The organism is Shinella fusca, from assembly GCF_014203155.1.
GTDB classification, from domain to species: domain Bacteria; phylum Pseudomonadota; class Alphaproteobacteria; order Rhizobiales; family Rhizobiaceae; genus Shinella; species Shinella fusca.
In genome coordinates this window covers 180,452-201,338 of the sequence record NZ_JACHIK010000007.1, presented here as the reverse complement: position 1 = coordinate 201,338, position 20,887 = coordinate 180,452, and the positions used below count along the sequence as shown (strand labels likewise).

Genomic DNA, 20,887 nt, shown 5'->3' with positions numbered 1-20,887 from the left:
CCGTTGCGCGCCGCGCGGATATTCTTTAAAGGCTCGCCATGACCCAGACAGCCCATCCCGACAGCGTTCTCATCATCGATTTCGGCAGCCAGGTGACCCAGCTCATCGGGCGGCGCGTGCGTGAAGCCGGCGTCTATTGCGAGATCATCCCCTTCCAGTCGGCGGAGGAAGCCTTCCACCGCATGAAGCCGAAGGCGGTCATCTTCTCCGGCGGCCCCGCCTCGGTCCTCGACCAGGGCAGCCCCCGCGCGCCGCAAGTCGTCTTCGATTCGGGCCTTCCCATCCTCGGCATCTGCTACGGCCAGCAGACGCTCGCCACCCAGCTCGGCGGCACCGTAGAAGGCGGCCATGCCCGCGAGTTCGGCCGCGCCGACGTCGAAATCCTTAAAAGCAGCCCGCTCTTCGACGGCTTCTGGGACGTCGGCAAGAAATATCCGGTCTGGATGAGCCACGGCGACCGCGTCACCGTCGCGCCGGAAGGCTTCGAGATCATCGGCGTTTCGGAAAACGCCCCCTTCGCCATCTGCGTCAACGAGGCGAAGCGCTACTACACGACCATGTTCCACCCGGAAGTGGTGCATACGCCGGACGGCGCGAAACTCCTCTCCAACTTCGTGCACAAGATCGCCGGCATCAAGGGCGACTGGTCGATGTCGGCCTATCGCGCGCGCGCCGTGGAAGCGATCCGCGAGCAGGTCGGCGACAAGCGCGTGATCTGCGCCCTTTCGGGCGGGGTCGACAGTTCCGTCGCGGCCCTCCTCATCCATGAGGCGGTAGGCGCGCAGCTCACCTGCATCCTCGTCGACCACGGCCTGATGCGCAAGAACGAGGCGGCCGACGTCGTCGCCATGTTCCGCGAGCATTACAACCTCCACCTCATCCATGTGGACGCCGTCGACCGCTTCGTCGGCGAGTTGGAGGGCGTCTCGGACCCCGAGACCAAGCGCAAGATCATCGGTCGCCTGTTCATCGAGGTCTTCGAGGACGAGGCGAAGAAGCTGGGCGGCGCGGACTTCCTCGCCCAGGGCACGCTTTATCCGGACGTCATCGAGAGCGTCTCCTTCACCGGCGGCCCCTCGGTCACGATCAAGTCGCACCACAATGTCGGCGGCCTTCCCGAGCGCATGAACATGAAGCTCGTCGAGCCGCTGCGCGAGCTCTTCAAGGACGAGGTGCGCGTGCTCGGCCGTGAGCTCGGCCTGCCCGAGAGCTTCATCGGCCGTCATCCTTTCCCGGGGCCGGGCCTTGCCATCCGCTGCCCGGGCGGCATCACCCGCGACAAGCTGGAGATCCTGCGCGAGGCCGACGCCATCTATCTCGACGAGATCCGCAAGGCCGGCCTCTACGACAAGATCTGGCAGGCCTTCGCCGTGCTGCTGCCCGTCCAGACCGTCGGCGTGATGGGCGACGGGCGCACCTACGAATTCGTCTGCGCGCTGCGCGCCGTCACCTCCGTCGACGGCATGACCGCCGACTTCTACCACTACGACATGAACTTCCTCGGCCGCGCCGCAACCCGCATCATCAACGAGGTCCGCGGCATCAACCGCGTCGTCTACGACGTGACGAGCAAGCCGCCGGGCACGATCGAGTGGGAATGATCCCGCATTCCTGACAGGATGACGGCCGCTATCGCAGATAGCGGCCGTTTCTTTCGATACCGTCGAAAAATTTCCGGTCTCGCGATCCGTTTGCGCCCTGAGGATCGTCCCTGGCATATCCGAAACAGAAGGAAGCATGCCATGTCCGATCCCGTTACCCTCATCAATGTGCTGAAGGTCGAGCCCGCAAGGCAGGAGGCGCTGATCGCGCTCCTGAAGGAGAACACCGAGACGGTGATCCGCACGCTGGCCGGCTGGAAGGCGACCCGGTTGATCGCGGCGAGCGACGGCGCCAGCGTCGTCATCCATTCGGAATGGGAGAGCCCTGCCGCCGTCGCGGCGATGCGCGAGGATCCGCGCATGAAGGCCTATTTTCCGAAAATCCGCGAACTCGCCAGCCTGGATTCGGTGATGGGGGCGCCGGTCCTCGACATCCGGCACGAATAAATGGACGGCCCGCGGCAGGGAGCGGACATGGACGACTTCGAGGATCGCCTGAAAGCGCTGCGGCCGCGCCTTCACCGCTACTGCGCGCGCATGACGGGCTCGGCCGTCAGCGGCGAGGACGTTCTCCAGGACGCCCTCGTCAAGGCGCTTCATGCGCGAAGCCAGGGGGCGGAAGTAGACAATCTCGACGGCTGGCTGTTCCGCATCGCCCACAATGCGAGCCTCGACTTCCTGCGCGGCAAGGCCCGGGCCACGGTCGTGCCCCTCACCGAGGACATGGAGGCCGCGCCCATGCCCGAGGCGGATATCGTCGCGATCGGCTTCCGGACGTTCCTCCGGCTGCCGGAGCTTCAGCGCTGCGCGGTCATCCTGAAGGACGTCCTCGGCCATTCCGTCGAGGAAATCGCGGGCATTGCGGGATGTTCAGCGGCGGCGGCCAAGTCGGCGCTACAGCGCGGGCGCGCCGGGCTGCGGGAACTGGCCGAGGCGCCCGAGGACACGCGATTGCCGCTGATGTCCGATACGGACCGGCGCAGGATCGCCGCCTATGTCGAGCTCTTCCGCAGCGGCGATTTCGACACGATCCGCGCCATGCTGGCCGACGACGTGAAGCTGGACCTGGTGAACCGGCTCCACCTGCAGGGGCGCGACCGGATCGGTTCCTACTTCACGCGCTATGCGCAGGAAACGAAGTGGCGCTTTGCCCTCGGAGCGGTCGAGGGGCGGCCGGCCATGCTGGTCTTCGATGCCGGCGGCCCGATGGCGGCGCCTGCGCATTTCGTGTTGATCGACTGGTCGCAGGAGCGGATCGCCGCAATCCGCGATTTCCTCTTCGCGCCCTATGTGCTGGAAGCGGCGGACTGGGTGCGGCTCGGCTGACCGGGCACCCCGTCAGGCGTTGCCGATGAGGATGCCGGCGGCGAGGACCAGGCTGCCGCCGAGGACGACCTGGAGGACGGCGCGCAGGAACGGCGTTTCCATGTAGCGGTTCTGGATGAAGGCGATGGCCCAGAGCTCCACGAAGACGACCATGACCGCGATGGAGGTCGCCAGCATGAAATTCGGGATGAGGTAGGGCAGCGCGTGGCCGAGGCCGCCGAGCGCCGTCATGATGCCCGAGGCAAGGCCGCGCCTGACCGGCGAGCCGCGGCCGGAGAGCTTGCCGTCGTCATGGGCGGCTTCCGTGAAACCCATCGAGATGCCCGCGCCGACCGAGGCCGAGAGGCCGACGAGGAAGGTCTGCCAGGTATCCTGCGTGGCGAAGGCGGCGGCGAAGATCGGCGCGAGCGTGGAGACCGAGCCGTCCATCAGGCCGGCAAGGCCGGGCTGCACGTAGGTCAGCACGAACTGCCGGCGCGCCGTCTCGTCCTCCTCCGCCTTCACGTCCTGCGGCGTGTGCTTTTCGCCGAGCCGCCGTGCGAGCGATTCATGGGACTTTTCCGCAAGGGCGAGGTCGCCGAGCAGCTTGCGCGTCGCCGCGTCCTGCGTGCGGGCGGCCGCCTCCAGATAGAAGCGGTGGGCGGCCGCCTCCATCGCCTCGGCCTGCGCGCGGATCTTTTCGAGCGGCATGTTGCGGATCAGCCAGTCGGGCTTGCGCTCGGGGAAATCGCGGACATATTCGCGCCGGACGAGCGGGATGCGCTCGCCGAAGCGGGCGACATGCCGGTCGATCAGGAGCTGACGATGGTGGCTCTCCTCCGCCGCCATCTCCTCGAAGACGCGGGCGGAATGGGGATAGGCCTCCCGCAGCGCATCGGCATAGGCAAGGTAGATGCGCCCGTCGTCCTCCTCCGAGGAAATGGCGAGCGCCAGGATCTCCTGTTCGCTCAGGGATTCGAGGCTGCGTTTGCCGGTGCGGGAGAAGCGGAAGAACATCGCGGACTATCCAGTTTAGAATAATTCTAAATATAGGATGGAGCCGCGCATGGTCAACCTCGACAGCAAGCCTTGCGTGCGGTTAGAGTGGCGGCCGATGGATGCAAGGGACGAGACGTGACCGCAGGACTGAAGCCGCTTTCCGCAAGCCGCGACACGCTGCTCGACCGCCTCGGCCGCCGTCTTGCCGACAAGCTGCAGTCCCAGACCTCCGGCTACGAGCCCTATACGCCCTCCGATCCCGAAACGCTGGCGCGCACGCTCAGGCCCGGCGACGTGCTGCTCATCGAGGGCAACCAGAAGGTCTCGGCGGCGATCAAGTACCTCACGCAGTCGACATGGTCCCATGCCGCGCTCTTCGTGGGCGAAGCCGCGCCGCTGACGCTCGACCAGGCCGCGCTTCCGGCAACCGAGCGCCCGCAGCTCATCGAGGTGAATATCGGCGATGGCTGCATCGCCGTGCCGCTCACCAAGTACCGCACCTACAACACGCGCATCTGCCGGCCCATCGGCCTGACGCCGGAGGACCGCGACGCGCTGCTCGCCTTCATGGTCTCGCGGCTCGGGCTCAAATACGACCTGAAGAACATCACGGACATGCTGCGCTATTTCCTGCCGACGCCGCCCGTTCCGGTGCGCTGGCGCCGCCGCCTGATCGCCTTCGGCTCGGGCGATCCGACGCGGGCGATCTGCTCGACGCTGATCGCCGAGGCCTTCCAGACCATCGGCTATCCCGTCCTGCCGAACATCACCTATGCGCCGGGCCACGCCGCGGCGACCTCGACCTATTCACGCGAGGAGATATTGCATATCCGCCATCATTCGCTCTACACGCCGCGCGACTTCGACCTCTCGCCCTATTTCGAGATCGTCAAGCCGACGCTGAAATACGGGTTCGACTACAAGCGGCTGGAATGGGCCCCCGAACGCGAGGGCCCGTAGAGGACGGTCAGCCCTGGCGCAGCGGCGAGATGGAGATTTCCACGCGCCGGTTCTGCGCACGGCCCATTTCCGTCGCGTTGGAGGCGATCGGCCGCTCGAGGCCGTAGCCCATGGCGGACATGCGCCGCGGATCGACGCCGCGCGAGGCGAGGTAGTTGGCGACCGAGTTGGCGCGACGGTTGGACAGGTCCATGTTGTAGCCGGCATTGCCGACGGAATCGGTGTGGCCGTCGACGTCGATCAGCGTCTTGTCGAACTTGCGCAGCACGATGGCGACGGAATCGAGCGTCGGGTAGAAGGGCGGGATGACCTGGTCCTGGTCCGTCGCGAAGGTGACGTTGGACGGCATGTTGAGGACGATGCGGTCGCCGACGCGCGTCACCGAGACGCCCGTGCCCTGGAGCTGCGCGCGCAGCTCGGCTTCCTGATTGTCCATATAGTTGCCGATGGCCCCGCCGGCGAGCGCGCCGACACCGGCGCCGATCAGCGCGGCATTGCGGCGCTGCACGGGGTTGTTGCCGATCAGGAGGCCCGCGACGGCGCCCATGCCGGCGCCGATGGCGGCGCCCCCGGCCGTGTTGGAGACCTTCTGCTCACCCGTATAGGGATCGGTCGTCGTGCAGGCGGAAAGATAGGCCGCGGCAACGGCGATAAGCGCGCATTTCTTGTACATGAGTGTCCCCGGATCGTTCGATGATTCTGCTTGAACCTAGCGATTGCGGCAGGAACATGAAAGAGGCCGGCCGCGCCCTAGCTTTCCGCCTGCGTACCGGAGGTGACGCCGGCGCTTGCGGCGACCACCAGCCCCGTGCCGAGCATCTGCAGGGGCGTCATCGGCTGGCCGAGCACGAGGAAGCCGGCAAGCGCGCCGAGCGCCGGCTCGAGGCTCATCAGGATGCCGAAGGCGGACATCGGCATGCGGCGCAGCGCGATCATCTCCAGCGCATAGGGAAAGAGCGGCACGAGCAGGGCAAGGCCCAGCATCATCGAAAGCCCTTCCGGGCTCATCGCCTCGGGCGTGCGCGGCAGGCCGAAGGGCGCGGCGACGACAGCCGCGACGATCAGCGACATGGCAAGGCCCTCCAGCCCCCTGAACGCCTTGCCGGCCTGCTTGACGAGGACGATGTAGGTGCCCCAGCCGACGGCGGCAGCGGCGGCGAAGAGCACGCCGACCGGATCGCCGACCCAGCCCTCGCCGTCATGGGAAAGCAGCAGTACGCCCGTGAAGGCCGCGAACGGCCAGACGAGCCGCCACCCGCCGCCGAGCGAGACGGTCGCCACGGCGAGCGGGCCGAGGAACTCGATGGCCACGGCAAGGCCGAGCGGAATGCGCTCGATGGCCGCGAAGAACGAGAGCGTCATCGCCGCCATGGTGACGCCGAGCGTCAGCGCGCTCTTCCACTGTGCACGGCTATAGGAGCGCACCGGCGGGCGCACGATGAGCGCAAGGATCGCCGCGGCCATGACGAGCCGCAGGAAGGTCGTGGCGAAGGGTCCGTAGAGCGCAATCGCCGTCGCGGAGAAGGCCGAGCCGAACTGTACGCTGGACATGGAGCCGAAGCACAGGAGGATGCCTGTGAGGAACCTCGTGTTTCCCGAGCCCGAAAGCCCGCCGCCGCCCGTCGCCGCCTGTTCGTCCGCCATGGAAAATCCTCCGCCCTGCCGTCCTAGAGGAGGGCCCGCCCGGCGGCAAACGGATAATCGTGACGCCTTGCTTCAGGAAAATTGATGCCCGGCCTCAGCCGGCGATCCCCTTCAGCGTGTTGGCGACGTTGAGGCCGATTTCCTCGACGCCGTAGCCGCCTTCCATGACAGTGAGCACCGGCACGCCGCTCGCCGCGACGGCCTTGCCCATCGTCACATAGTCGGGCGAAGTGAGCTTGAAGAAGGAGATCGGGTCCTTCTCGAAGGTATCGACGCCGAGCGACAGCACGATCGCCTCCGCGCCGAAGGCGGCAATGCGCCTCAGCGCATCGACAAGCGCCGCCTCCCAGACGGAATAGGGCGTGCCGGGCGGCATCGGATAGTTCCGCGTCGTGCCCTCGCCCGCGCCCTTGCCGGTCTCCTCCGCATAGCCGAGGAAATGCGGGAAGGCTTCGGCCGGATCGCCGTGGAGGGACGCGAAATAGACGTCCCCGCGCTCGTAGAAGATATCCTGCGTGCCGTTGCCGTGGTGGAAGTCGACGTCGAGGACCGCGACCTTCCGTGCGCCCCTGTCGAGGAAGCGCTGGGCGGCGACGGCCGCATTGTTGATGAAGCAATAGCCGCCGAAGCTGTCGATGCCGGCATGGTGGCCCGGCGGGCGGCAGAGCGCGAAGGCGGCCTTCGCTCCGTCCGCGACGATGTCGGCCGCCGTCAGCGCAACCTGCATGGAGGAGACGGCCGCCTCCCATGTGCCGGGCGAGATCGCCGTTTCGGACGCGTTGCAATAATAGCCGAGAAGACCGTCGATCTGGGTGGGGATGCGCGGCGAGGTGCGGCGGACCGGGAAGGAGGTGGCGATGGCCTCGCCCCTGTAGCCGGCGGCTTCCCACAGGCCCCATGCCTTTTCGAGGAAGGAAAGGTAGCCGGCGTCATGCACCTTCAGCGCAGTCTCGAGGCCGTGGCGCTCGGGCGCAGAGACATCCGTGAAGCCCGCCTCGCGCACGGCCGCGAGAATCCATTCGGCGCGGAACGGCGCCTCGAAGGGCGGCACCAGCTCCCCGCCGAAAAGCTCGCTGCGGGCGTTCCTGAGCTTGTGGTCCTCGGAAAAGATGACGCGCATGAAGGGCTCCCCGTTTTCATTCCGGCGCGACGGTAGTGCATTTTACCGGCAAGGGAAATCTTTCCTGCTGGGTAGCGGCGGAGGGTAGTGTCAGCCGTTGATGACCAGCATGCCGCCGACGATGAGGCAGGCGCCCAACGCATAGCGCACCGTCAGGGCCTCCCCGAGAAAGACGCTGGCGAGCAGCGGCACGAAGCAGAAGGTGAGCGCCATGAAGGAATAGCCGATCGTCAGCGGCACCGCCTTCAATACGAAGATCCAGATGATCGTGCCTGTGCCGTAGATGGCGAGCGCGGCCAGCAGCAGCGGATTGAGCATCAGCGCGGCAAGGCCCCTGGCACCGAACTCGCCTGTCGTGCCGCTCGTCAGCTTGAAGAGCACCTGGCCCACCGCGATCATCAGCGGCGTACCGATGAGGCCGGCCCAGACACCCGGGCTGTAGTTTCCTAAGGTCACACCCCGGCCTCCGTCCGATCTTCCATGTAGAAGATGTCGCGGCCGATATCGACACAGACATGACGCTCCGGCACCGGATGCACGGCACGCAGGAAGGAATGCGTATAGGGGAAGAAATTGAAGTGCGGATTGAAGCTGTAGCGGTATTCCCGCTCGCGCGGCACGACGATGATGAGCCGCCGGCGGGCGATGCGGCGCAGCTCGGCGATGGCCTGCCGATATTCCAGGACATGCTCGATGACATGGGTACAGACGACCGTGTCGAACTCGCCATCGGCAAAGGGCAGGGATTCGATCATGGCGGCGACATACTCGACGCCGTCGATGCTCGCGGCATCCTCCACGACGAAATCGACCCCCGTCAGGCGCCCGAGGCCCGGATTGCCCGCCTTGATATGGCTGAGCAGCGCGCCCGTGCCGCAGCCGACGTCGCAGACGCTGTCGCCGATGACGGAAGCGACGATACGGTCGATGCAGGCCTGCGAATTGTCCGTGCCGGCATGGACGCGCGGGTGCTCGCGGTAAAGGTCCTCGTATTCGGCGGCGGTGAGGAAGGGTGCGCGCTCGCGGAATTTCGCAAGCTTGGCGATGTGCTTGCCCCAGACGAGGCTCGCGGCCTGCCGGAACAGCGCGGAATCGCGCAGGATCGGCGGCAGCACGTCCTCGATCACGAAGCGGATGCGGTTGGTGGTTTCCCGGTTCATGGCGATCCTGTTCAGGCGGCGAGATGGCGTGTCGTCTTTTCCGGCACCTTGCGGGCGGTACGCATGTGCCGGCCCGCCGGCAGCGTCATGTAGTGGACGCGCAACTGCTCGGCGCGGGCGCGGGCGAGCGAATCGAGGATCATCCCGGCGGAGAAGACGAGGAAGGAGATCATCATCAGCGCCAGCGAGAAGACCCAGGTCGGCATGCGCTCGACGAGGCCGGTGCGGAAATAGGCCGCCAGCACCGGCGCCATGAAGGAAAGGCTCGCCGCCATGAAGACGCCGCTGATCGCGCCGAAGAAGGCGAAGGGCCGCGTCTCCTTCATCAGCATGGCGAACATCCAGAGAATACGGCCGCCGTCGCGGAAGGTGGAGAGCTTGGAATGGGAGCCTTCCGGCCGGCGGCCGTAGTCCAGCTCCAGCTCGGCGACGGGCATGCGCAGCCGCGAGGCGTGCACCGACATCTCCGTCTCGATCTCGAAGCCGCCGGAAACGGCCGGGAAGCTCTTGGCGAAGCGGCGCGAGAACGCGCGGTAGCCGGAGAAGATGTCGGAGAAATCGTTGCCGAACAGCGCGCGGAACAGCGTGTTGAAGATACGGTTGCCGAAGGCGTGGCCCTGGCGGCCGGCATCGGCATGGACGCCGCGGCGCGTGCCCACCACCATGTCGGCGCCCTCGGTGATCAGCGTGCGCACCAGCTCGGGCGCATCGCCCGCCGCATAGGTGCCGTCGCCGTCGGCCATCACGTAGATGTCCGCCTCGATATCGGAGAACATGCGGCGCACGACATTGCCCTTGCCCTGGCGGCGCTCGCGCACCACCGTGGCGCCGGCGAGCGCGGCGCGCAGCGCCGTGGAATCGGTGGAATTGTTGTCGTAGACATAGATGCGCGCGGACGGCAGCGCGGCGCGGAAACCGGCGACGACGTCGCCGATCGTCTGCGCCTCGTTGTAGCAGGGCAGCAGGACGGCGATGTCGAGGTCTTCCAGCAAGGCTTCCGTCATGGCGGCGCGATCTCCCGTGGGCCAGCCGCTGCGGCCGCCGGTTTTACTATTTCTTGAGAAGGTTAAGGCTAGGTTTCGGCGGACCTGAAACGGCGGACGAAAGGGCAGACCATGTCCAACCCCATGCCCGCGGCGCTGCCGCTTGCCCATCCGCAGACGGCGGAACGCCGGCAGGGCATGACGCCGGGCATCCTCATCCTCTATTCGCTCCTTGCGATCGCCCTCCTGCTTGCGGTTTCGCTGCCCTTTGCGACCGACTATGTCGGCGCCGACAACGACGACACGATGCGGCTCGTCATGGTGCGGGACCTTCTTGCCGGCCAGAGCTGGTTCGACACGACGCAATACCGCCTCGGCCTTGCCGGCGGCACGCTGATGCACTGGTCGCGCTTCGTCGACCTGCCGATTGCCAACCTCATCGACATCTTCTCGCTCTTCACCGGCCGCGAGCGGGCCGAGGCGCTGGCGCTGGCCGTCTGGCCGCTCTCGCTGACCGTGCCGGTGATCTTCGGCATGGGGCTTGCCGGCTTCCGGCTGGGCGGCAAGGGCGCGATGCACGCGACGCTCGTGCTGACCGTGCTGTTCCTCGTCGCGCTCAACCGCTTCCAGCCGGGCGCTATCGACCACCACAACGTCCAGCTCGCCCTTGCCGCCTGCATCGCCGCCATGCTGCTCGACCCCTTCATGCGGGCGCGCGACCATGCCATTGCCGGCGCGCTTTCCGGCCTTGCCATCGCCATCGGCGCGGAGACGACGCCGCTGATCGCCGCCGTCTGCCTCGTCGTCTCGCTGCGCTGGGTCTGGCACGGCCCGGCTTTCCGGGACGCTGCCGCTGCCTTCGGGCTAGCGCTCGCGGCGACCGTGACCTTCGCCTTCTTTGCGACCGTCGCGCCGTCCCGCTACGGGCAGGTGACCTGCGACAGCCTTTCCTACGGCTTCTATGCGCTGGCGACCTTCGGCGGCGGCGCGCTCTTCCTGACGGCCTCGCTGGCGAGCGGGCGGTCCCGTGCCGGCCGGTTCGCCGCGCTTGCCGTGGCCGGCGCGGTCATCGGCGCCGCGGTCCTCCTCATCGCCCCCGGCTGCCTTGCCAATCCGCTCGATACGCTCGACCCGCTGCTGAAGACCTTCTGGCTTTCCGGCGTCATCGAGGCGCAGTCGGCGCTGGAGCAGTTCCACCGCGAGCCCGCCTCCATCGGCACCTTCTACATGCCGGGCCTCCTTGCCATCCTCGTCTGCCTCTGGCGCATCCGGCGCAAGGAGGCGCGCGAGGCCCATGGCGTGCTCCTTGCCCTCATCGCCGTCTCCTTCACCGTCACGCTGATCCAGATCCGCGGGGCGATCTTCTCCAACCTGCTCTCGGCCCTGCCGCTCGGCTTCCTCATCGCGGACCTGCGCAATGCGGCGAACGCCGCGCCGAGAAATATCCGGCGCGCGAGCGCCTTCTTCCTCGTCACGCTCGCCTCCGTTCCGGCAAGCTGGGCGCTTGCCGGCGCGGCGCTGCCCGGCCGCTCGCAGGCCCTGCTTACCGAAGGCCTTTCGGCGAAGGCCGCCGCGCGCGCCTCCTGCACCGACATGGCCTCGATCCGCCCGCTCGCCGACGAGCCTGTCGGTGTCGTCGCCGGTCCGTCCAATATCGGGGCGGCGATCCTGCGCTATACCGGCCACCGCGTCCTTTCCGCTCCCTATCACCGCAACCAGGGCGGCATGCTGACGGAAATGCATATCGGCCTCTCCAACCCGCATCAGGCCGAAGCCTTCCTGCGCGGGGCGCATGTGACGCTGCTCGCCTTCTGCCCGGACGACACCCAGACCCGCGACCTCGCCAAGGCGGAGCCGGAAGGCCTCTATGCCGATCTCCTCAAGGGCAGGGTTCCGGCCTACCTGGAGCCCGTCGCCGGCACCGAAGGCGCGGTGCTGCGGCTCTACCGGGTGAAGCCGCAATAGCCGCACGCATCTGGGGACGCCGCGCCCCGCGCCCTGTCTTCGTCGGCCAAACCGGCTAGACTTGGCGCATGAGCTTCTTTTCCGACAGCGATTCGCCCAGCAACCTTGCCGAATATTCCGTCTCGGAGCTTTCCGGCTCCATCAAGCGCACCGTCGAGCAGGCCTTCGACCAGGTGCGCGTGCGCGGCGAGATCTCCGGCTATCGCGGCCAGCATTCCTCGGGGCACGCCTATTTCTCGCTGAAGGACGAGCGGGCGCGCATCGACGCGGTGATCTGGAAGGGCAGCTTCTCGCGCCTGCGCTTCAAGCCGGAAGAGGGCATGGAGGTGATCGCCACCGGCAAGATCACCACCTTCCCCGGCTCCTCGAAATACCAGATCGTCATCGAGACGCTGGAGCCGGCAGGCGCGGGCGCGCTGATGGCGCTGCTCGAAGAGCGCCGCCGCAAGCTCGCCGCCGAGGGCCTGTTCGATACCGGCCGCAAGAAGCCTCTGCCGTTCCTGCCGAAGGTGATCGGCGTCGTCACCTCGCCGACCGGCGCGGTGATCCGCGACATCCTCCACCGCATCTCCGACCGCTTCCCGGTCCATGTCGTCGTCTGGCCGGTCAAGGTGCAGGGCGAAGGCTCGGGCGAGGAAGTCGCCGCCGCCATTTCGGGCTTCAACGCGCTGGAGCCGGGCGGGCCGATTGCCCGGCCGGACGTGCTGATCGTCGCGCGCGGCGGGGGAAGCCTCGAGGATCTCTGGAGCTTCAACGACGAGATCGTCGTGCGCGCGGCGGCGGCCTCGCGCATCCCGCTGATCTCGGCCGTCGGCCACGAGACGGACTGGACGCTGATCGACCATGCCGCCGACCGGCGCGCGCCGACCCCGACGGGGGCCGCCGAAATGGCCGTGCCCGTGAAGGCGGACCTTGCGGCCGAGGTCGCCTCGCTCGCCGCGCGCCTTTCCGGCGCCACGGCCCGCCAGATGGAAAACCGCCGGCAGGGCGTGCGCGCCCTTGCAAGGGCCCTTCCCTCGCTCGACCAGCTCCTGGCGCTGCCGCGCCGCCGGTTCGACGAGGCGTCGGCCGGGCTCGGCCGGGGCCTGCAGATGAACACCGCGGGCAAGCGCCGCGCCTTCGAGCGCACCGCCGCGCACCTGCGGCCCGACATGTTGCTGACCCGCATCGCCGAGCGCCGCCAGCGCGTCGGCGACCGGGTGCTGAGGGCCGAGCGCATCGTCGAGCGAAGGCTCGACCAGTTGCGCGCCCGGCTCTCCGCCTTCGACGTTTCGCTGCGGGCGACGCCCGCCCGCGTGAAGGCCCAGACGGAACGCAGCCGCGAGAAGCTGGCGAGCCTGACGCTCCGCGCCGGGAGCGCGCTTGCCGGCGACCTTTCCCGCCGCCGCGCGCTGCTGCTTGCGCAGGACCGCGTGCTGCAATCGCTCTCCTACCGCAACGTCCTGAAGCGCGGCTATGCGCTGGTGCGCGACGAAGACGGCGTGCCGGTGAAGGGCGCGGCGAGCCTCGGCCCCGGCCGCGCGATCGGCATCGAGTTCGCCGACGGCACGGTGGATGCCGTCACCGGCTCGGGTGGTGGGGGCTCGAGCGGCGGCACGCCCCGGAAAAAGGCGCCCGCCAAGGCGGAGGCGGAAAAGCCCGCCCCCCGGCAGGGCTCTCTCTTCTGATTACGCCCATTCACCGGCACGCATGGCCGGCACGCGGCTGCCGTCGGCGGCGATGCCGTCGATGTCGACCTTGTCGGAGCCGATCATCCAGTCGATGTGGATGAGGCTCTCATTGCCGCCCTGCGCGCGGATCTCTTCCGGCGAAAGGTTCGCCCCGTCGCGGAAGCACTTCGAATAGCACTGGCCGAGCGCGATGTGGCAGGAGGCGTTCTCGTCGAACAGCGTGTTGTAGAAGAGGATGCCGCTCGCCGAGATCGGCGAGGAATGCGGCACCAGCGCCACTTCGCCGAGCCGGCGCGCGCCCTCGTCGGTGTACAGCACCTTGTTCAGCACGGCCTCGCCCTTCGAGGCCTTCGCCTCGACGATGCGGCCGCCTTCGAAGCGCACCTGGATATTGTCGATCAGCGTGCCCTGATGCGAGAGCGGCTTGGTGGAGGAGACGTGGCCCTCGACGCGCAGCGCATGGGGCGTCGTGAAGACCTCTTCCGTCGGGATGTTCGGGTTGCAGGTGATGCCGTTCTTCGCCGTGGAGGCGCCGCCGTGCCATTCGTGGCCGTCGGCAAGGCCGACCGTCAAATCCGTGCCCGGCCCCTTGAAGTGGAGCGCGGCAAAGCGCTTGCCGTTGAGCCAGGCCGAGCGCTTGGCGAGATTGGCATTGTGCGCCGCCCATGCGGCGACCGGATCGGCGACGTCGACGCGCGAGGCGGCGAAGATGGCATTGGCGAGCTTTTCGACCGCGACGTCCTCGGGATCGTTCGGGAAGACCTGCTTCGCCCAGGACGGATTGGGATAGGAGACGATGTTCCAGTTGATGTCGAAATTGGCGATCTTCTCCAGCGCCGGCTTGTAGGCCGTGGAATTGGCCTTGTTGGCGCGGGCGACCTTGGCCGGGTCCTCGCCGGAGAGCAGCATCGGGTTGTCGCCGGAAATGGCAAGGCGCGCCGCGCCGTTCGCATAGGCCTTGGACATGCCTTCGTAGAGCCAGTCGGTGGCGCGGTCGAAGCTCTCGTCCGGCGCGTAGCGGTAGCGGGCGAGCGTCGCTTCCTCGTCGGCATAGAAGGTGCTGACGAGGCCGGCGCCGGCCATATAGGCGTGCCTGGTGATGAGGCGGACGAGCGGCAGGGCGGCGACCGGCGCGGTCACCACGAGGTCCTGCCCCTTCTGGAGCTGGAGGCCGACGCGCACGGCGACTTCGGCGAGCTTTTCGAGTTTTTGCGGATCGACGGAAGGATGGGTCATGACAGCCTGCTTTCTGAAAATCGATGCGGGAAACGTAGTGCGCCGGACGGGCGAAGAGAAGGTCAGGCGACGACGGGCGCGACGATCGCCTTCAGCGCCGCCGCCGCATCGCGCGGGGCAAGCCGCACCTGAAGGCCGCGCTGGCCGCCGTTCATGTAGACCGCATCGTGCGCCAGCGCCGCTTCCTCGATGGCGATCGGCACCTGTTTTTTCTGCCCGAAGGGGCTGATGCCGCCGACAACGAAACCGGTCAGCCGCTCGGCATCCGCCGGCTTCATCATGCTGGCCGATTTTCCGCCGAAGGCGCTCGCCAGCTTCTTCATGCTGACCTCCTCGTCGGAGGGCACGATGACGCAGACCGGCTTGCCGTCCACCTCCGCCATCAGCGTCTTGAGGACGCGCGACGGGTGCTCCCCGATGGCCTCGGCTGCCTGGAGGCCGACGCGCTCGGCGCCGGGATCGTAGTCATAGGTATGGACGGTGAAGGAGACGCCGGCTTTGGAAAGGGCCTGGGTGGCGCGGGTGGTCTTGGACATGGCGGGCCGTCATTGCTGCGAACGTTCGGCCCGCATGGGTGCAGGACCGGACCTTTCCTGTCAATGCGCTTCCTGCCCGCCGACGCGCTTGTAGAACAGCGTCGTGCCGCAATAGCGCCCGTCCGGGTAGAGCGCATAATCCGGGATGACGCCGACGCGCTGCCAGCCGAGGCGTCCGTAGATGCTTTCGGCCGGGCTGCCGGTCGCCGTGTCGAGCACCAGCACCGTTTTGCCTCGCCGGGCCGCCTCGGCCTCCGCCGCCGCCATCAGCGCGCGGGCAAGGCCGCGGCCGCGCTCGTCCGTCCTGACCAGCAGCTTCTTCACATCCGCCCGGTGCGGTTGGTTCGGCATCTGGCTCATGCCGATCTGCACCGTGCCGACGATGCGGCCCTCCCGCTCGGCGGCAAAGAGCAGCACCGCGCCCTCCGCCACCGCGGCGACGACGCCCTCCCAGAAGGGCAGCGCATCGGCCGGCCCGAAAGGCGCCATGAAGCCGACGGAAGCGCCGTCCGTCACGCAATCGGCAAGCACTTCGGCCAGTTCCCCGATGCGGGCGCGGGCTTCATTCGTATCGAACAGGCGTATGTCGCTCATCGGTTCCTCGTTCAGCGTCCGCGGTCCAGCACCACGGCATAGCGGGCCGGCATGTCGCCGGGATTTTCAAAGACATGGCCTTCGGTGATGCTCATATAGAGGCAGTCGCCGGGGCGAAGGTCGTGCGCCATGCCGGCGACCGTCAGGCGCAGCAGGCCGGAGAACAGCCAGACGTGCTGCGTCATGCCCGCCTTCGCCGTCTCCGGCGGATAGGCGATCCGCGCGCCGGCCGGGAACTCCACCTCCACCACGTCGACGCGCGAGGCGGTGTTGGGCGGCGATACGGCGCGGCGCTGGTAACCCGTTTCCGGATCGCGCCAGAGCACCTGCGCCTCGCGCCGCGACAAGGGATCGCCGCTCTCGCCGGAAAAGGCGAAGAAGGCCGAGAGCGTCAGGTCCAGCGCCGTGCAGAGCCGTGCCAGAAGCTGCGCCGTCGGGCTCGCCTCGCCACGCTCGATGCGCGAGATCATCGCCCGGCTGACGCCGGAGGCGGAGGCGAGGTCGTCGAGCGTCTGGCCGCGCGCCGTGCGCAGCATCCGCACCCGCTCGCCGATGGCGCTTTCCAGAGGTTCCGTTTCATTTTCCATTATCATGGAATAATTATCCCTCATGATGGAGTCAACGCCGCTACCCCGCCGACCGAAAATAAATTTCCGCCATGCCGCTCCGGCGACAATGCGACACCGCCCGGCCGGATAAGGTGGCGCCGCGCGAGGGGGAGGCATGCAGATGACAGGCGAGACGCAGCGGGCATCCTCGCTCTTTTCCATCACCGCCATCGTCGTTTCGATGACGCTCGTCGCCATCGGCAACGGCATCATGCTGGCCTATGTGCCCTATGTGCTCGCCCGCGTCGGCGCGCCGGAATGGACGCCGGGCGCGGCGGTCACGATGATCGCTTTCGGCGGGCTCGTCGGCTGCGTCATCGCCGGCCCCGTCATCCGCCGCGTCGGCCATGCGCGCGCCTTCTCCTGCTCGCTGGCGCTGGTCATCATCGCCGCCTTCCTCGTGGCGCTCGGCATCCACCCGCTGCTGTGGGTCTTCGCGCGCGGGGTCTATGGCGTCGCCGGCAATTTCAACTTCATCATCGCCCAGAGCTGGCTGAACCATGCCAGCGACAACCGCTGGCGCGGCAAGGCCATGTCCTTCTTCTACATGGCCTATGTGCTCGGGCTCGGCGTCGGGGCGTGGCTCTTCGGCCGGATGCCGGCGGACGGCAACCTCGCGCCCCTCGTCACCATCTTCGTCACCACCGTCGCGCTGCTGCCGATCGGCCTCACCCGGCTGCCGACCCCGCCGCCGCCCGCCCGCGTCAATGTCGATTTCGCCATGGCCTGGCGCAATTCGCCGGTGGCGCTGATCGGCGTGCTGGCCGCCGGCGGCCTTTCCATGGTGGTGCAGGGCTTCACGCCGATCTATGCCGCCACCCACGATGTCGGGCAGGCCGACGTGGCGCTGCTGATGTTCGTCATGCAGTTCGGCCTCCTCTTCGTGCAATATCCGCTCGGCACGCTGTCGGACCGCGTGGACCGGCGCGTCGTGCTGATCGGCACCTGCCTCCTGATCGCCGGCACGGCGGTCGCCGCGCTCTTCGTCTCCTTCGGCGCCATGGCCGTGCTGATGATCGTCTTCGCGCTGTGGGCCGGCGGCGTCGAGAGCGTCTATTCCATCGCAAACGCCCATGCCAACGACCGCACGGATCCCGACGATTTCGTACCGCTCGCCTCCACCCTGCTCGTCGCCTGGTCGGCCGCCGCAACGCTGGTGCCGCTCGCCGTGACGGCGCTGACACCTGTCTTCGGCGACAAGACCTTCATCTATGCGGTGATGGCGGTCGCGCTCCTCTATGCGGCCTTCGTCGCCCATCGCCTGCGCCTTCGCGAAACCGTGCCGCCGGAGGCGCGCGAGACCTTCGAGATCCGCAGCGCACAGGTGCCCAATGCCGGCGCGCTGGTGGAGGGCGAGAAAGCCCCGGAATAGCGGCGCTTGCGGCGAGGAAACCCTTCATTTACCGCTTTGCGGGAATCCGCCCCGCTGCTATATGGCGCGCATGAGCACCAATAATTCGACGCCCCTCGACCATATCCGCAATTTCTCGATCGTGGCCCATATCGACCACGGCAAGTCGACGCTGGCCGACCGGCTGATCCAGTCGACCGGCGGCCTTGCCGACCGCGAGATGAGCGAACAGGTCCTCGACAACATGGAGATCGAGCGCGAGCGCGGCATCACCATCAAGGCCCAGACCGTGCGCCTGCACTACAAGGCGAACGACGGCGAGACCTATGTGCTGAACCTCATCGACACGCCCGGCCACGTCGACTTCGCCTACGAGGTCTCGCGCTCGCTGTCGGCCTGCGAAGGCTCGCTCCTCGTCGTCGACGCCTCGCAAGGCGTGGAAGCCCAGACGCTCGCCAACGTCTACCAGGCGATCGACAACAACCACGAGCTCGTCACCGTCCTCAACAAGATCGACCTGCCGGCGGCCGAGCCCGAGCGCATCAAGGAACAGATCGAGGAAGTGATCGGCATCGACGCCTCCGACGCCGTGCTCATCTCGGCCAAGACCGGCCTCGGCATACCGGACGTGCTGGAAGCCATCGTCACCCGCCTGCCCGCGCCGAAGAGCGAGGGCGGCGAGAAGGCGCCGCTGAAGGCGCTGCTCGTCGACAGCTGGTATGACACCTATCTCGGCGTCATGGTTCTCGTGCGCATCATCGAGGGCCGGCTTACCAAGGGCCAGGTCATCCGCATGATGGGCACGGATGCGAAATACACCGTCGAGCGCGTCGGCGTGCTGACGCCGAAGATGGTGGCGATGGATTCGCTCGGCCCCGGCGAGATCGGCTTCATCACCGCCTCGATCAAGGAAGTGGCCGATACCCGCGTCGGCGACACGATCACCGAGGACAGGCGCCCGACCGCCTCGGCCCTGCCCGGCTTCAAGCCGGCCCAGCCGGTGGTGTTCTGCGGCCTCTTCCCGGTCGATGCGGCCGACTTCGAGGAGCTGCGCTCGGCGATGGGCAAGCTGCGCCTCAACGACGCCTCGTTCTCCTTCGAAATGGAAAGCTCCGCAGCCCTCGGCTTCGGCTTCCGCTGCGGCTTCCTCGGCCTGCTGCACCTCGAAATCATCCAGGAGCGCCTGTCGCGCGAATTCGACCTCGACCTGATCGCGACGGCCCCTTCGGTCGTCTACCAGCTCACCATGACGGACGGCACCGAGAAGGAACTGCACAACCCGGCCGACATGCCGGACGTGGTGAAGATCGCCGAATTCCGCGAGCCGTGGATCAAGGCGACGATCCTGACGCCGGACGAGTATCTCGGCGGCATCCTCAAGCTCTGCCAGGACCGGCGCGGCATCCAGACGGAGCTGACCTATGTCGGCAACCGCGCGATGCTGACCTACGAACTGCCGCTCAACGAGGTGGTCTTCGACTTCTACGACCGCCTGAAGTCGATCTCCAAGGGCTACGCCTCCTTCGACTACAATCTGCACGGCTACCGCGAGAGCGACCTCGTCAAGATGTCGATCCTCGTCAATGCCGAGCCGGTCGACGCGCTCTCCATGCTGGTCCACCGCTCGGCGGCGGAAAAGCGCGGCCGCGTCATGTGCGAGAAGCTGAAGGACCTCATCCCGCAGCACATGTTCCAGATCCCCATCCAGGCCGCCATCGGCGGGCGCATCATCGCCCGCGAGACGGTTCGCGCGCTGCGCAAGGACGTGACCGCCAAGTGCTACGGGGGCGATGCCACGCGCAAAAGAAAACTTCTGGACAAGCAGAAGGAAGGCAAGAAGCGCATGCGCCAGTTCGGCAAGGTGGAGATCCCGCAGGAAGCCTTCATCGCCGCGCTCAAGATGGGCGACGAATAGGGCCGCGTCCCTCAACGCCGGCGCGGCCTCTCCTCCTCCCCTCCTCCGTCATGCTCGGGCTTGACCCGAGCATCCACCCGCCGGCACGGCATGCATGGTGGATCCTCGGGTCAAGCCCGAGGATGACGATCATGGAGGTAGAGCCAAGGCGGCACGGCTGCAACGGCAGCCAAGCGGACGCTCGAACCGAAGCAGCCGAACGGACTTCAAACTCGAAGGGGAGGCATCACCTCCCCTTTTTGCGTCGCACTCACACCGGCTCCCAGCCGTCCTTCTCGCTGGCGCGGTAGATGGCGTCGATGAGCTTCTGATTGGCGGCGGAGCTTTCCAGCGTCACCACCTCCTCCTTCTCTCCGAGCGCAGCACGCGTGAAGGCCTCGACCTCGCGGCGGTACTGGCGCGCGTCCTGGAAGCGGAAGTGCTGGCTTTCGCTGTGGCTCTGGTTGGTCAGCTCGATCTCCTCGGCGCCGTAGCGGTCGGCGTTGAAGGGGGACTTGACCTCGATGAAACCCTTGTCGCCGTGGAAGACCATGACCTGGCGCTGGGCAAGCTGGGTGGAGATGTAGAAGGACAGTTCGAAATCGCCGAAATCGGCGCGCACGCTCGAATAGATGTCCGTGCCGAAGTCCGGGTCGCGGTCGGTGTTCGCCTGCACGCGGAGAGGCTCCTTGCCGGTGGCGAAGCGCGTGGTGATCGTCGGGTAGACGCCGATATCCGGCAGGCCGCCGCCGCCGAGCGCCGGCACGTTGCGCATGTTGCCGGGATCGCGGTTGAAATAGGTGAAGGCGCCCTGCACATGGCGCAGCCGGCCGATCGCCCCTTCGGCGATGAGCGCGCGCACCTTGCGCCAGACGGGGCTGTAGGTGACCATGTAGGCCTCCGAGATCAGCACCCTGTTGCGGTCGCGCGCCGCAATCAGCGCGGAAATCTCGCCGGCATCGAGCGCGATCGGCTTTTCGCACAGCACATGCTTTCCGGCATCGGCCGCCTTGATCGACCATTCGACATGCTGCGAGGTCGGCAGCGGGATGTAGACCGCATCGATCGTGTCGGAGGCCAGCATCTCCTCGTAGGAGCCGAAGGCATGCGGCACGGAGAAGCGGTCGGCCATGGCGCGGGCCTTGGCGTGGTCGCGGCTGGCGATGGCCGTGACGACGCAGTTCTCCGCATCCTGGATGGCCGGCACGACGAGCTCGCGGCCGATCTTGGCCGTCGACAGGATTCCGAAACGCAACATGAT

General features: G+C 67.3%; 20 protein-coding genes. 8 read left to right on the top strand and 12 right to left on the bottom strand.

All coding sequences use genetic code 11. The features are described from left to right. Positions 1–38: 38 nt before the first annotated feature. From guaA to HNQ66_RS12590, 3 genes are all read left to right on the top strand, one after another. On the top strand, positions 39–1,601 hold the full coding sequence (gene guaA / locus HNQ66_RS12600) for a glutamine-hydrolyzing GMP synthase (protein ID WP_184144500.1): 1,563 nt from the start codon (positions 39–41) through the stop codon (positions 1,599–1,601). Positions 1,602–1,742: 141 nt separating this feature from the next. Then, positions 1,743–2,048, top strand: coding sequence for an antibiotic biosynthesis monooxygenase (locus tag HNQ66_RS12595; protein ID WP_184144499.1), 306 nt, complete (start codon positions 1,743–1,745; stop codon positions 2,046–2,048). Positions 2,049–2,075: 27 nt separating this feature from the next. Continuing rightward, the gene (locus tag HNQ66_RS12590) at positions 2,076–2,927 is read left to right on the top strand and encodes a sigma-70 family RNA polymerase sigma factor (protein ID WP_184144498.1); all 852 of its coding nucleotides are present in this window, start codon (positions 2,076–2,078) and stop codon (positions 2,925–2,927) included. 12 nt (positions 2,928–2,939) lie between these two features. Here HNQ66_RS12590 and mbfA read toward each other — a convergent pair whose 3' ends face one another. Beyond that, on the bottom strand, positions 2,940–3,923 hold the full coding sequence (mbfA, locus tag HNQ66_RS12585) for an iron exporter MbfA (protein WP_184144497.1): 984 nt from the start codon (positions 3,921–3,923) through the stop codon (positions 2,940–2,942). A gap of 117 nt (positions 3,924–4,040) precedes the next feature. On the opposite strand from mbfA, the gene HNQ66_RS12580 reads away from it, so the two are divergent. Beyond that, positions 4,041–4,865, top strand: coding sequence for a C40 family peptidase (locus HNQ66_RS12580; protein WP_343059494.1), 825 nt, complete (start codon positions 4,041–4,043; stop codon positions 4,863–4,865). Positions 4,866–4,872: 7 nt separating this feature from the next. Here HNQ66_RS12580 and HNQ66_RS12575 read toward each other — a convergent pair whose 3' ends face one another. The 6 genes from HNQ66_RS12575 to HNQ66_RS12550 form a co-directional block, all read right to left on the bottom strand. Beyond that, positions 4,873–5,538: a YiaD family glycine zipper/OmpA-like lipoprotein gene (locus tag HNQ66_RS12575; protein WP_184144496.1), complete on the bottom strand. Its 666-nt coding sequence runs from the start codon at positions 5,536–5,538 to the stop codon at positions 4,873–4,875. Between the two features lie 77 nt (positions 5,539–5,615). After that, the gene (locus HNQ66_RS12570) at positions 5,616–6,509 is read right to left on the bottom strand and encodes an EamA family transporter (protein ID WP_184144495.1); all 894 of its coding nucleotides are present in this window, start codon (positions 6,507–6,509) and stop codon (positions 5,616–5,618) included. 94 nt (positions 6,510–6,603) lie between these two features. Next, positions 6,604–7,629, bottom strand: a complete 1,026-nt coding sequence (locus HNQ66_RS12565) for a histone deacetylase family protein (protein ID WP_184144494.1) — start codon at positions 7,627–7,629, stop codon at positions 6,604–6,606. Positions 7,630–7,719: 90 nt separating this feature from the next. Beyond that, positions 7,720–8,085: a DMT family transporter gene (locus HNQ66_RS12560; RefSeq protein WP_343059493.1), complete on the bottom strand. Its 366-nt coding sequence runs from the start codon at positions 8,083–8,085 to the stop codon at positions 7,720–7,722. Further along, a complete protein-coding gene (locus HNQ66_RS12555) occupies positions 8,082–8,789 on the bottom strand; it encodes a class I SAM-dependent methyltransferase (RefSeq protein WP_184144493.1) in 708 nt (235 codons plus the stop codon). Before HNQ66_RS12555 ends, HNQ66_RS12560 begins: the two co-directional genes overlap by 4 nt. Positions 8,790–8,800: 11 nt before the next feature. Continuing rightward, positions 8,801–9,793 carry a glycosyltransferase gene (locus HNQ66_RS12550; RefSeq protein WP_184144492.1) on the bottom strand — a complete coding sequence of 331 codons (993 nt, stop codon included), beginning with the start codon at positions 9,791–9,793 and terminating at the stop codon, positions 8,801–8,803. A 123-nt stretch (positions 9,794–9,916) separates the two neighbouring features. On the opposite strand from HNQ66_RS12550, the gene HNQ66_RS12545 reads away from it, so the two are divergent. Both HNQ66_RS12545 and xseA read left to right on the top strand, forming a co-directional pair. Next, on the top strand, positions 9,917–11,737 hold the full coding sequence (locus HNQ66_RS12545) for a hypothetical protein (RefSeq protein ID WP_380779293.1): 1,821 nt from the start codon (positions 9,917–9,919) through the stop codon (positions 11,735–11,737). A gap of 68 nt (positions 11,738–11,805) precedes the next feature. Further along, a complete protein-coding gene (gene xseA / locus HNQ66_RS12540) occupies positions 11,806–13,404 on the top strand; it encodes an exodeoxyribonuclease VII large subunit (RefSeq protein ID WP_184144490.1) in 1,599 nt (532 codons plus the stop codon). Here xseA and HNQ66_RS12535 read toward each other — a convergent pair whose 3' ends face one another. From HNQ66_RS12535 to HNQ66_RS12520, 4 genes are all read right to left on the bottom strand, one after another. Then, complete coding sequence (locus HNQ66_RS12535) at positions 13,405–14,643, bottom strand: aminopeptidase (protein ID WP_184144489.1); 1,239 nt, start codon at positions 14,641–14,643, stop codon at positions 13,405–13,407. Positions 14,644–14,705: 62 nt separating this feature from the next. After that, positions 14,706–15,179 carry a Cys-tRNA(Pro) deacylase gene (gene ybaK, locus HNQ66_RS12530; protein ID WP_184144488.1) on the bottom strand — a complete coding sequence of 158 codons (474 nt, stop codon included), beginning with the start codon at positions 15,177–15,179 and terminating at the stop codon, positions 14,706–14,708. Positions 15,180–15,239: 60 nt separating this feature from the next. After that, positions 15,240–15,773 (bottom strand): GNAT family N-acetyltransferase, encoded by a 534-nt coding sequence (locus HNQ66_RS12525; RefSeq protein WP_184144487.1) that lies wholly within the window; start codon positions 15,771–15,773, stop codon positions 15,240–15,242. An 11-nt stretch (positions 15,774–15,784) separates the two neighbouring features. Further along, complete coding sequence (locus HNQ66_RS12520) at positions 15,785–16,360, bottom strand: helix-turn-helix domain-containing protein (RefSeq protein WP_184144546.1); 576 nt, start codon at positions 16,358–16,360, stop codon at positions 15,785–15,787. 142 nt (positions 16,361–16,502) lie between these two features. On the opposite strand from HNQ66_RS12520, the gene HNQ66_RS12515 reads away from it, so the two are divergent. Then, entirely contained in the window at positions 16,503–17,753 is a 1,251-nt protein-coding gene (locus tag HNQ66_RS12515; protein ID WP_184144486.1) for an MFS transporter, read from the top strand. Between the two features lie 61 nt (positions 17,754–17,814). Next, on the top strand, positions 17,815–19,647 hold the full coding sequence (lepA, locus tag HNQ66_RS12510) for a translation elongation factor 4 (RefSeq protein ID WP_184144485.1): 1,833 nt from the start codon (positions 17,815–17,817) through the stop codon (positions 19,645–19,647). A 250-nt stretch (positions 19,648–19,897) separates the two neighbouring features. On the opposite strand, the gene HNQ66_RS12505 is transcribed toward lepA, so the two are convergent. After that, entirely contained in the window at positions 19,898–20,884 is a 987-nt protein-coding gene (locus tag HNQ66_RS12505) for a Gfo/Idh/MocA family protein (RefSeq protein WP_184144484.1), read from the bottom strand. Positions 20,885–20,887 lie beyond the last annotated feature (3 nt).

Bases quoted from the DNA above. Each gene is read 5' to 3' on its own strand.
- HNQ66_RS12590 (WP_184144498.1), top strand. From the start codon at position 2,076: ATGGACGACTTCGAGGATCGCCTGAAAGCGCTGCGGCCGCGCCTTCAC.
- mbfA (WP_184144497.1), bottom strand. From the start codon at position 3,923: ATGTTCTTCCGCTTCTCCCGCACCGGCAAACGCAGCCTCGAATCCCTG.
- HNQ66_RS12515 (WP_184144486.1), top strand. From the start codon at position 16,503: ATGACAGGCGAGACGCAGCGGGCATCCTCGCTCTTTTCCATCACCGCC.
- xseA (WP_184144490.1), top strand. From the start codon at position 11,806: ATGAGCTTCTTTTCCGACAGCGATTCGCCCAGCAACCTTGCCGAATAT.
- HNQ66_RS12520 (WP_184144546.1), bottom strand. From the start codon at position 16,360: ATGGAAAATGAAACGGAACCTCTGGAAAGCGCCATCGGCGAGCGGGTG.
- HNQ66_RS12570 (WP_184144495.1), bottom strand. From the start codon at position 6,509: ATGGCGGACGAACAGGCGGCGACGGGCGGCGGCGGGCTTTCGGGCTCG.
- HNQ66_RS12525 (WP_184144487.1), bottom strand. From the start codon at position 15,773: ATGAGCGACATACGCCTGTTCGATACGAATGAAGCCCGCGCCCGCATC.
- HNQ66_RS12545 (WP_380779293.1), top strand. From the start codon at position 9,917: ATGCCCGCGGCGCTGCCGCTTGCCCATCCGCAGACGGCGGAACGCCGG.
- HNQ66_RS12575 (WP_184144496.1), bottom strand. From the start codon at position 5,538: ATGTACAAGAAATGCGCGCTTATCGCCGTTGCCGCGGCCTATCTTTCC.
- HNQ66_RS12595 (WP_184144499.1), top strand. From the start codon at position 1,743: ATGTCCGATCCCGTTACCCTCATCAATGTGCTGAAGGTCGAGCCCGCA.
- ybaK (WP_184144488.1), bottom strand. From the start codon at position 15,179: ATGTCCAAGACCACCCGCGCCACCCAGGCCCTTTCCAAAGCCGGCGTC.
- HNQ66_RS12550 (WP_184144492.1), bottom strand. From the start codon at position 9,793: ATGACGGAAGCCTTGCTGGAAGACCTCGACATCGCCGTCCTGCTGCCC.
- HNQ66_RS12505 (WP_184144484.1), bottom strand. From the start codon at position 20,884: ATGTTGCGTTTCGGAATCCTGTCGACGGCCAAGATCGGCCGCGAGCTC.
- HNQ66_RS12535 (WP_184144489.1), bottom strand. From the start codon at position 14,643: ATGACCCATCCTTCCGTCGATCCGCAAAAACTCGAAAAGCTCGCCGAA.
- HNQ66_RS12565 (WP_184144494.1), bottom strand. From the start codon at position 7,629: ATGCGCGTCATCTTTTCCGAGGACCACAAGCTCAGGAACGCCCGCAGC.
- guaA (WP_184144500.1), top strand. From the start codon at position 39: ATGACCCAGACAGCCCATCCCGACAGCGTTCTCATCATCGATTTCGGC.
- lepA (WP_184144485.1), top strand. From the start codon at position 17,815: ATGGCGCGCATGAGCACCAATAATTCGACGCCCCTCGACCATATCCGC.
- HNQ66_RS12555 (WP_184144493.1), bottom strand. From the start codon at position 8,789: ATGAACCGGGAAACCACCAACCGCATCCGCTTCGTGATCGAGGACGTG.